General features: G+C 45.5%; 8 protein-coding genes. 2 read left to right on the forward strand and 6 right to left on the reverse strand.

The window, feature by feature from the left end:
• The 6 genes from ACEW8P_RS16000 to ACEW8P_RS16025 all read right to left on the reverse strand — a co-directional run.
• Positions 1-229 (reverse strand): DUF4134 family protein (locus tag ACEW8P_RS16000; RefSeq protein WP_373514085.1); only part of this gene is annotated, 229 nt, incomplete at its 3' end.
• 36 nt (positions 230-265) lie between these two features.
• On the reverse strand, positions 266-589 hold the full coding sequence (locus ACEW8P_RS16005; protein WP_373514086.1) for a DUF4134 domain-containing protein: 324 nt from the start codon (positions 587-589) through the stop codon (positions 266-268).
• A gap of 36 nt (positions 590-625) precedes the next feature.
• Positions 626-1,366, reverse strand: a complete 741-nt coding sequence (locus ACEW8P_RS16010) for a hypothetical protein (RefSeq protein ID WP_373514087.1) — start codon at positions 1,364-1,366, stop codon at positions 626-628.
• Positions 1,363-1,905: a hypothetical protein gene (locus ACEW8P_RS16015; RefSeq protein ID WP_373514088.1), complete on the reverse strand. Its 543-nt coding sequence runs from the start codon at positions 1,903-1,905 to the stop codon at positions 1,363-1,365. Before ACEW8P_RS16015 ends, ACEW8P_RS16010 begins: the two co-directional genes overlap by 4 nt.
• Before the next feature lie 3 nt (positions 1,906-1,908).
• Positions 1,909-2,643 carry a hypothetical protein gene (locus tag ACEW8P_RS16020; protein WP_373514089.1) on the reverse strand — a complete coding sequence of 245 codons (735 nt, stop codon included), beginning with the start codon at positions 2,641-2,643 and terminating at the stop codon, positions 1,909-1,911.
• Between the two features lie 6 nt (positions 2,644-2,649).
• Entirely contained in the window at positions 2,650-3,078 is a 429-nt protein-coding gene (locus ACEW8P_RS16025; protein ID WP_373514090.1) for a hypothetical protein, read from the reverse strand.
• A 422-nt stretch (positions 3,079-3,500) separates the two neighbouring features.
• Here ACEW8P_RS16025 and ACEW8P_RS16030 point away from each other — a divergent pair, with 422 nt between their 5' ends.
• Together ACEW8P_RS16030 and ACEW8P_RS16035 are read left to right on the forward strand one after the other, a co-directional pair.
• Positions 3,501-4,055 carry a hypothetical protein gene (locus ACEW8P_RS16030; RefSeq protein ID WP_373514091.1) on the forward strand — a complete coding sequence of 185 codons (555 nt, stop codon included), beginning with the start codon at positions 3,501-3,503 and terminating at the stop codon, positions 4,053-4,055.
• A partial coding sequence (locus tag ACEW8P_RS16035; protein WP_373514092.1) for a relaxase/mobilization nuclease domain-containing protein occupies positions 4,045-4,529 on the forward strand: 485 nt, incomplete at its 3' end. The genes ACEW8P_RS16030 and ACEW8P_RS16035, both read left to right, overlap by 11 nt.

Consider the following 4,529-nt stretch of genomic DNA (forward strand, 5'->3'; position numbering starts at 1 on the left):
GCTTGACGTCGTCCTCTCCATTCATGGCCATGTTGTAAATCCTGAGTCCACCTAACAATCCCATGATTCCACACACTGCGAAAACAAAATTGGAGAACACGTCTAGATTGTTGGAGATGGGATTCGTTATGTACCGATCTACGATTGAGCCATCCATTGCCCCTTCTCCGCCACCCAAATAACGTTGCACTTGGCATAGCAATCCGAAAAACCTGGTATCTGCGTTCATGGGTACGATGGTTGATTTATTCGCTCTGAGGTTCTTCTAGGCAAAGAATACAGCTTGTAATACGGCGGCGATTGATAGGAGAAACAAGACAGCCCCAACCCAGCCAATTGCACTTTTTTGAACATCCTGATCGCCGTTTTGCCATTTCGAATAGATTCTAAATCCTCCGAATAAACCCACCAAGGCTGCGATGATATAAATCAGCGTAGTGACGGGTTCGAAGTACGCCTGGAGGTCACTTGATGCCTGCTGAATGGCTTGTGCACCAGCTGCGATACCCGGATTATCGGCATAGACTAAGCTGATAGAAGAGAGGACTGCTGTTAAAACAAGCGAGAGTTTTTTTAGCTGCTTAGTCATGGAATTATTGGTTTTGGGGGTAATAGAATGGGTTTTCTAGGTGGCACGATTGTGATCTATCATTGGGAAAGCATTGAAAATAACTTTTTCCCGGGTGTTCAGTAGCATCGAGACGATTTCCTCGACGCTCTTTCCTGTTTGATGAAATAAATGATTGACTCTGTCATTGGCGGCCAGACATTCTTCCACCAATTCAGGATATCGCTCAGCATCGTTTAGTGTGGTTGCACGGATATTGGTAAGTAGGACAAGCTCCTCTGCAGTCAAATCACCAACGATGTCATTGCTCAGCGTCAGTTCGTGATCCGAATATTCCGTCCCGTAATCGATGGGTCTTCCTAAGACGGGCCATTCATCCTCCTCATCGCTATCGTCATCTTCTATTGATGTGCTGGCTGATGGAGTTTCTATTTCCTCCTCCACCTCGTCCTCCCGTAGGGCATCAAGTGAGCTAGCTGCGTATGCTTTGTTGGATTGGCTACCGTAAAAAGTAGCCTCATAGTCGTAAGATGACTCATCCCCATTGCCGGAATTCGGAGAATGAATCAGACTCTCTATTGCGGCTTTGTCTGCTTCCCCAATATTTCGATCACCATTTCTAAGAGATTCGTAACCAGCTATCACCGGACGGTTTTGCATATCCTCCTTTCGTCCGTTAAGCAAGCCGACAGAGGACAAGTAGATGAAGGCGTAAACGATAAAGGCGACAAACGAGAAAAGAATGTAGGCGCCGTTACTTATTATCTGCAATAGCATCATGACAGAGACTTTAATCACTTGAATTTTAATGGTATAAGCACTTTTGTGGCATTTTCCGGCAACCTTTTCGTTGGATCTACGGTATAGGTTTTGCCTAGAAGGAGTCGGTCTTTCGCCGGAGCCAATTCCAGAAAATCTCCCTGATCCTTCTTTACGATTTTAGCTGATTTGATGAGCGGTTCCAATAAGGGTAGATTTGGATAGCGCTCCAACACCATTTTGGCCTGCTGGTATTCTGCTCTCATTGTTTCTCTGGTGTGGTGCATCATAAGGCCGATGCCGAAGAATATCACCGCAGTCCAAGCCCAAGCGTACTTGCCGAACCCGTAAGCGAAAGAAGCCCTGGGGTTATCCGTCGTAAATGGTTTCAGGGAATTGATTTGGGTCATTATTTCCTTTATCAAGGCCTGTTGATTTTGCGCATCGCGCTGATCCTTTTCTCTTACTTCGTTGAGCAGCGCTGCCGTCAACGAATCCATGGCCAGCCCGTACTTTTCCTGAAAATGTCCGCAAATGCGGCGCAGTACCTCGTCGGAAATTTCTTGCGTCGCTTCCATTGACTAAATGTTGATAGCCTTCACCAGTTTTTCCATCTTGGTCTTGGCGAACCATCCGGCAGACAGAATTCCACTGCTCCCCTCCCCTCTTTCAATGTTGCTGATAATTTTGCTGGCTAAATCAGTATTAGGTTCGATGTCTCCGAAGCTCTCGACCGCCATCCGGCACTTTTTTGCCACGGATAAACACTCTTCGCGTTGCTGGGGGAAATTCTGAAAGGTGTTGGCGTTGATCCAGACCACAACCGGAAAGACATTACCGACCGCCTTGTAAATTTTCATCAGATAATCGACACAGGAGGTGTAGGCGGTCCCGCCCGCAACAACTACATGAAACATGAATTCCACCCCCAGAAATTGCTCGAATTGTTTGAACTCCTCCTGATCCAAGTCAATTGTCAGCAAAGCAGGTACCTGCTCCGATTCCGGCGCACCAAAATCCAGATAAAACACCGCATTAGTCAGGAGCGCGAGTTGTTGGATGCTGTCGAAAAGTCGGTCGCGGGCTATCTTGCGATAGCTGTCCAACAGGTCGATTTCTCCCAGGCGCTGCTCCTTTTTTGCCAAGAATTGCAGTTGGGTGGTGCTTGTTTTGGTGGAACTATCGACATCAATAAAGGTGCGGCTATCGTCCTCCTCGTGCTTGACAGCAATCAGATAAGTCAGGAATGACTTTCCTGCTCCACCTTTGGCCTGGATGATAAAGTTAAATTTCTTGGGTACTCCTGACTGTTCCATGTTGTATCAAGAATTGCTTTTATCTGCCCATTTGATGAGCGACAGAGGTTTACTGTGAGTCTCTGAAAACACGTCGATGGGCTTGAATCCATCCATTTCTTTCATGATCGATTGGTAGCCTTCTCGGCAATTGTCGTTTAGCTCTTCCTTGATGCTTTCTGAACCGAATCTTTGTACCGTCGTTGACCTCATATCTCTCATTCTATCGAACTCACCGCACTTTCTTCTTAATGTCCGCATAGTCTGAATGCCAACCTGAATTCCCAAATCAGCCGAAATCACTTTGGACGCCCCGAGTAAAGACAGTTCCTTCACCTCGCGAACGAACAGCTTATGCAGTAACTCGAACTTCCCTTTTACCATGTCGTTCTCGAGCAGAAAAATCAGTCTCTGTCTGTCTTCACCATCTGCCATTGCAATTCCTTGTTGTGACATCCGCGATCATTCATGGGCCAAATATAAGGGTAGAAATTCAAAATAAAAAATATTAATTCAATATTTTAACAAATTTTTTGTGTGTAACACATAGTCAGCACGTAGCTAACACGTGGGCCACATGGGATAAGCAGTTGAATAGTCCGGCAGAAGCACTTTCTTAACAGTAACCTCTCCAACAGGATAATCTGATGAGTCAAGAGACCATTTTTCAAATCGCCTAAGCTGTTGAAAATTAGAGTTTGTCTTAAATATTAATATTATTATATGTTAATTTTGAATTCACATTTAGCAAGCTATGTTTTCACCCGGCCAAAATTCACCGCAAGTGTATTTTATCAGGATGAAAACCGCTTGCCCTGCGGGAGCCAATTCGCCAGACGGCTCATTGGGGTTTTTTAGAAGGAAAGCAACAGTAAAATATGGGAAGTCATAAAAAGCCAGGAAGGCCACCACTGCATGAAAATGAAAAGCGGCGTAAGATCACCCTCATGTTATCTCAGTCGGAGATTGACATTCTGAATAAGGAGTACGAAGGGCATACGGTCGGGTTCACAATCTTTTGTCGTGAGAAACTCCTAAACCGAGAAGCGGCCACGCTGAGCAAGCCAATGGGAGAAGATATCAAGCAGCAGTTGACAGACCTACTCAAACTGTCAAGCAGTTTGGAACTGCTCGCCAAAAAGACCTCGGCACAAAAGTCTATCTCGGAAGATTTTGCGCGAATGAGTGAAAATGTGAAGGAGGTGGTTCAGCGTACCGTGTATTCGGTTAATGAAATCGTTTACGGTCAAAGCCTGGTTTGGGGATTGAATTCGATTGTATGGGACTTAGAGAGAACACTAAGCGGAGAGATAGACAACCTTTCAAGCAGAGAGCAATTGCAGAGTGCCTTGGCTAAGGTGGATGCTATGAAAAACGCTATGGAGCCTTTCCTGGAACTTTACAGGTTAAAAAAGCTGCATCATGATCGGTAAAATTGGAAAGTCGGGGCAAAACTTTCTTGGAGTCCTTTACTACTGTAAATACGAACGCACCGCCATCAAGGAATCGAATGCCCTAAATGTGCGCGGAGAGCTGATATACCATCAGCATATTGACGCCTTATTATTCGGCGACAAAGTACCGCTTAGCATTATTGCTGATGAACTCAGTAGGACAGCCTCATTGAGTTCACGTACCAAAAAGCCCGTAAGTCACGTGAGTTTATCCTTTCCACTAGGAGAGAGTCCCAGCAGGGAGACTCTGCGGAGCATTGTCATTAATTTTGCCAAAAGCTTTGGTTTTGAAAGTAACGGGCTAGTCGCTTTTAAGCATTCGGACAAGGAACACGAGCATATCCACATCATTGCCAACAAAATCGATTCACGAGGCAAGAATACGGCCCGATCCAGCTACGACTATCTGGAAATTGGCCGTTTCTGTCGAAAGATGGAAGTTAAGTATGACCT

Origin of the sequence: Persicitalea sp. (assembly GCF_041751555.1) — a bacterium.
Classification (GTDB): domain Bacteria; phylum Bacteroidota; class Bacteroidia; order Cytophagales; family Spirosomataceae; genus Persicitalea.